The sequence below is a fragment of the Sulfurihydrogenibium yellowstonense SS-5 genome (assembly GCF_000173615.1).
Lineage (GTDB): Bacteria > Aquificota > Aquificia > Aquificales > Hydrogenothermaceae > Sulfurihydrogenibium > Sulfurihydrogenibium yellowstonense.
This window is the reverse complement of record NZ_ABZS01000103.1, coordinates 1-5,699: the sequence shown is the minus strand read 5'-3', so window position 1 is coordinate 5,699 and position 5,699 is coordinate 1. Positions and strand designations below refer to the sequence as shown.

Sequence of the window (5,699 nt, the reverse complement as noted above, 5' to 3'; positions counted from 1 at the left end):
TTTGCTCCAAGTAGTAAGCTACAACCGCATCCCTTAAATATCCTAAGACTCTACTGATTAGTGTGGCTATAGAAAATATAAAAGTGTTTTTTAGAAATTTCATTTAAGCTTGATAGTAAATTCTGCCTTTAGAAAGTTTACTTTTCCTGATTTATCAAAAATTGTTAATCTTACAAAATAATCTCCCGACGAAACTTCTTTTCCTTCTATATCTTTTTGATCCCAGCACCATTTTTTAACTTCCTTTGGTTTTAAAGGTGTTATAACTTGGGCTGATACAGGAGAGTAAATAGCAACTTCCGGCTTTTCTTTATTAAAAATTGCATAAGGTGCTGAAGATGGAAGTATATACTCTGCTTGAGATTGATTTTCTAATGTAAAACAAACTTGCTCTACTTTTGAGTAAACCTGTTTATCTGTTTTAAATATCAATCCTGGTATATTCACTGTTTCCTTTACTTCAACATTTTGATTTTTGGAAGGTTTGACATCTGTGTTTTGTTTTTTTTCAGACATGGCAAATCCTACATTTATGAAAATAGTTAAAAATAGCACGTAAATTAAAGTTTTTTTTCTCATTTACAACTCCTTTTATAAATTTTACAAAATTTTATAAACAAATTTTTACACGTCAGGCAAAAAATTAAACAAAATTATGAGATTCTTCGCCGGCTGCAGAATGACAAAAAAGGCTTTCCTTTTTCTGAAATTTATCAACTAATCTTTGATCGTCATCCTGAGGCTGTAAGCCGAAGGATCTCCTTATTCATTTGTAAAAATCTCTACTTTATCATCCAAAGCATAATATTTTATAGATAAACTTTTCACTCAAATATCACAACCTTTGTGTTTAAATCTACTAAATCATACAACCTTTCTATATCATCATTTCTCAGCACGACACATCCGTAAGAGATTTTCATGCCTACACCTTTTTCACTTCTTTTACTTGTTCCATGAATCATGTAGGAACTTTTGTTTAATCTTAAAGCTCTAGTTCCAAGACCATTTTCCGGACTTCCAAAAGGTACAACCGGCGGCAATTTTGGATTATTAGCCCTTGCACTTGGTGGAACTATCCAGTCAGGATTAACTTTTTTCTCTGTTATAGTAAACTCACCGGTTGGAGTTGGATATTCTTCGTCTCCTGTACCAACAGGAAAGGTTATAACATAATCACCGTCTTCCAATTTTATTGGATAATACAACCTTTTATCTTTTAAAGATACGTAAACGGTATTATAGTTAAAATTCTCCGGAAGTTTTTTCTTTAAAGGAATCGTGATTACCGTTCCTTTTTCAACTTTGAAAGGATTTACAGATTTATTAGCTTCTTTTAATTCATAATAGCTAACTTTTAATTTATAAGCCAAATCAACAAAATTAGTGTCCTCTTCTACTTTGTATACATAATTTTCTCCAAACTCTCCATTTTCTTTAAGCTTAAAAACCTCTTGGTTAAGTAGATAGTAATGGTCTTTTATTTTTATTACTTTAAAATCCCAGCCATAATATTTAGGCTCTTGTGAAAGACTTTTATCAAAAATGAAAACCCCAAGCAACAAGACTATGAAAAACTTTAGTCTCAACTATAACCTCTTAGATATCTAAGTTTCTAACTTCTTTTGCATATTTCATGATAAACTCTTTTCTTGGTTCTACCTTTTCGCCCATTAATATTGAGAATATTTCATCTGCTAACGCCGCATCTTCTATGCTCACTTGTAATAATCTTCTTGTTTTTGGGTTCATGGTTGTTTCCCAAAGCTGCTCCGGGTTCATTTCCCCTAATCCTTTGTATCTTTGAATCTCGCAACCAGTCATGCCAGCTTCATAAATAACATCATACAGTTTGTCGAAATCTTCTACCGTTATTGATTTATCTTTATAGTTAACCACAATCGGCAGCGTGCCAAACTTTTCTAATAAAATTCTTTCTACTTCTTTAACTCTTACGTAAGCATAAGAAGATAAAAAATCTACATCTATTTTGTTAACAGTTTTTGAAAATCTTTCTCTTCTTTCAACAAAAATATCGTAGTCTGCCTCTTCCGGGTCGTACTTATAATATACTTCGTATTCTTTTAGAACTTCCTTAAGTTTTTCTACAATTTCTTTTACCTTTTCTTCCGACCTTAAATCTTCTTCTGTTAAACTAAGCTTCAATATCTCATCTATTACTTTTTTATCTTTTCTTTTATAGATGCTTTGTTTTAAATCTTTGTATTCTCTGCTTAATTTTGCCACCTCTTTTATTTCAAGCTTGTTTAAATTTTTACCTTCTATACTAACTTCGTCAGATGCATACTCAATAACGATTTTAGCTAATTCTTCATCGTCTTTAACATATATTTCAGACCTACCTTTTTTGAGTTTGTAAAGTGGTGGTTGTGCTATATATAAATGTCCGTTTTCAATAATTTGTGGGAAGTATCTATAAAATAACGTAAGTAAAAGAGTTGTAATATGAGAACCATCAACGTCGGCATCCGCCATAAGGATTATTTTATGATATCTTAACTTGGATAAATCAAATCCTTCTTCTGTTTTATTCTCTTCATCCTCTGATTTAATCGGCAGTCCTATTCCAGTTCCTATTGCGTTTACGATTGCTCTTATTTCTTCGTTTGATAAGATTTTATCTATCCTTGCTTTTTCTACGTTCAGTATTTTACCTTTGAGTGGCAAGATTGCCTGAGTTCTTCTGTCTCTTCCTTGCTTTGCAGAACCGCCAGCCGATTCTCCCTCTACTATGAAAAGCTCACAAATCTCCGGATTATCCTCAGAACAGTCAGCAAGCTTTCCCGGCAATGAGCTATCTTCTAAGAATGATTTTCTCCTTGAAATTTCCTTAGCTTTTCTTGCTGCCTCTCTCGCAATTGCTGCCTCAATAGCCTTTTCTGCTATTTTTAAGGCTATATCTTTATTTTTATCGAAGAAATCTATTAGATAATCACCTACCACTGATTCAACGATTCTTTTAACATCCTGGTTTCCAAGCTTTGTTTTAGTTTGTCCTTCAAACTGCGGCTCCGGAACTTTTACTGATATTACAGCCGTTAAACCTTCCCTTAAATCATCTCCACTTACACCGCTTTTTAACTCTTTTGGAAGTTTCATTCCGGCTAAGGTTTTGTTCATAGATTTTGTCAGTGCAGCTCTAAAGCCCGATACATGAGTACCACCTTCTACTGTTTTAATGTTGTTCACAAAGCTTTCTAAGGTTTCATTGTAGCTTGTGTTGTATTGAAATGCTACCTCTACTAAAACTCCATCTTTTTCTCCTTTTATGTAAATAACATCCGGAAATAATGGATCTTTGGCTTGGTTTAAAACTCTTACAAAGTCTATAATACCGTTTTCATAGTAAAACTCTTCTTTTATATCCTTTCTTTCATCAATTACTGTAAATTTTACTCCTGGATTTAAGAATGCTAATTCTCTAATTCTTTTTGCTATTGTGTCGTATTTAAAGGTTGTTGTCTCAAAAATACTGTCATCAGGTTTAAATGTTACTTTTGTTCCCCTTTTTGTTGTTGTTCCAACTTCTTTTAATGGATGAACAGGTTTTCCATAAGAATATTCTTGTCTATAAATCTTTCCATTTCTGTATACTTCAACAACAAGCCATTTAGATAAAGCGTTTACTACCGACGCACCAACACCATGAAGACCACCGGAGTATTGATACGCTTTTTTAGAAAACTTACCACCTGCTCCAAGAATAGTAAATACCATTTCAACAGCCGGAATTTTAAACTCCGGATGAATATCTACCGGAATACCTCTACCATCATCTTCAACAGTTACAGAACCATCTTGATGGAGTATTACAGTTATATTTTTCGCATAGCCTGCCATTGCTTCGTCAACAGCGTTATCTACGATTTCCCAAGCTAAATGATGCAGACCTCTCTCGCCAATATCTCCAATATACATAGCAGGTCTTGCTCTAACGTGGTCAAGACCAGTTACAGCCTGAATAGCTTCAGCTGAATATTCTGTATTGTTTTGTATGTTATCTTTTCTTTCTTCCAATCTTTATAACCTCCAAGTTAAATCGTCATTGGCATTACTACTGCTAAATATCTTTCTTCTGGATTTTCCGGAATAATAACAGTTTGAGAATCTTTATTTATAAATTTAACAACTATGTTTTTATCTTCTATCTCATCTACAGCATCAAGAATATATTTTCCATTAAAGCCAATCTCAAACTCTTCACCATCATAATTTACTTCTATCTCATCTTCTGCGTATGCATCGCTTGTTGGCGGTGTAGATATAATCAGTTTGTTATCAAATAATTTTAGCTTTATAGGTTTGTTATCATTCTCTTCTGCAATGATAACTCTCTTTATAGAGTCTATCAATTCCGATTTAGATAAGACTATTTCAATGTTAAAGCTATTTGGAATAACTTGAGTATAGTTTGGGAAAACACCTTCAAGCAATCTTGCAGATAAAATATAATTTGAGCCTTTAAAGAATATACTACTTCCGGAAACCGCTACTTCTACATCTTCAACATCGCTTACAAGTTTTTTGATCTCATTTAACGCTTTTTGTGGAACGATATACTTACCTTCAAGTCCTTTTCCAGTAATTTCAGTAGAGTATAAAGCAAGCCTATGACCATCAGTTGCTACAAAATCAAGCTTTCCTTTAATAAATGAAAAACAAACACCATTTAAAGCAAATCTACTTTCATCCTTTGAAACGGCATAAATCGTTTTAGATATTCCTTTTAAAAGTTCTTGACCGCTTATTAATATCGCTAGATCAGATGGATAGCTTTCTGGCAATGGAAAATCATCGGCTTCAAAAGTTGGTAGGCTATACTTTGTTTTTCCTGATGTGATTTTTAAAGTTTCTCCATCTGTATAAAGCAAGGCTTCATTTTGTGCTAAAACTTTTGATATATCCGATATCTTTTTTGAGTTTACACAAAGAGAACCTTCTTCTTCAACATCTGCAGGTATAGTATAAGAAGTATACACTTCTAAGTCTGTTCCGTAAACTGTTAGTTTTCCATCTTCAGCTTTTAATAAGAAATTTGTCAAAATAGGAAGTGCTGCTTTCTTTTCTGATATGACTTTTTTAAACGCTTCTTGCAAGTCTTTTTTGTAAGCTTTTAATTTCATCACGAAACCTCTGAAAAAATAATTTAATATATTTATTTTACCATTTTTAAAGGCAGGATTTTTAAAGGTGTTAAAATAGGATAACAAGAATTGGTTTGACTTTACTATACATTAAAATCTGAACTTAGAGTTTTTAAGCATCTTATATAAATCCCAGTATTTTATACAAAATTCTTCACGAACGTTGGGTATCGAAATTTTCTTTCGTATATCACGAGAATGCTTGCAAAATCAATATCGTCATTTTGTGCAAAGAGAATAGTCTTTGCCTTTTAATCTCTCACTTTCTCAACTTCTTAAATAGGAAGTCCTTCAGTAAGTCCTTGGGATACCAAACAAAAGTAAGCTTGCAATACACATACATTTCTCAATCTAATCTAAAAAATTGTTATAATAATAAAAATATCTTAACTTAGGAGGAGCAAGCCATGTCGTTTTTAGTAGAGTTTTCAATGTTTCCAACAGATAAAGGAGAAAGTGTAAGTCCTTATGTTAGCAGAATAATTAAAATGATAGATGAATCACGTATACCTTACAGACTCACTCCAATGGGAA

The 5,699-nt window shown here is 32.6% G+C and carries 5 protein-coding genes; 1 reads left to right on the top strand and 4 read right to left on the bottom strand.

Annotated elements, in window-relative coordinates:
• Positions 1-99 precede the first annotated feature (99 nt).
• From SULYE_RS05180 to dnaN, 4 genes are all read right to left on the bottom strand, one after another.
• Complete coding sequence (locus tag SULYE_RS05180) at positions 100-579, bottom strand: hypothetical protein (RefSeq protein WP_007547214.1); 480 nt, start codon at positions 577-579, stop codon at positions 100-102.
• A 245-nt stretch (positions 580-824) separates the two neighbouring features.
• Positions 825-1,589 (bottom strand): L,D-transpeptidase, encoded by a 765-nt coding sequence (locus SULYE_RS05175; RefSeq protein WP_007547213.1) that lies wholly within the window; start codon positions 1,587-1,589, stop codon positions 825-827.
• Between the two features lie 10 nt (positions 1,590-1,599).
• Positions 1,600-4,038: a DNA topoisomerase (ATP-hydrolyzing) subunit B gene (gene gyrB / locus SULYE_RS05170; RefSeq protein WP_007547212.1), complete on the bottom strand. Its 2,439-nt coding sequence runs from the start codon at positions 4,036-4,038 to the stop codon at positions 1,600-1,602.
• A gap of 17 nt (positions 4,039-4,055) precedes the next feature.
• Positions 4,056-5,144: a DNA polymerase III subunit beta gene (gene dnaN / locus SULYE_RS05165; RefSeq protein ID WP_007547211.1), complete on the bottom strand. Its 1,089-nt coding sequence runs from the start codon at positions 5,142-5,144 to the stop codon at positions 4,056-4,058.
• Positions 5,145-5,572: 428 nt separating this feature from the next.
• On the opposite strand from dnaN, the gene SULYE_RS08045 reads away from it, so the two are divergent.
• The coding region (locus SULYE_RS08045) for a thiamine-binding protein (RefSeq protein WP_007547210.1) at positions 5,573-5,699 on the top strand (127 nt) is incomplete at its 3' end.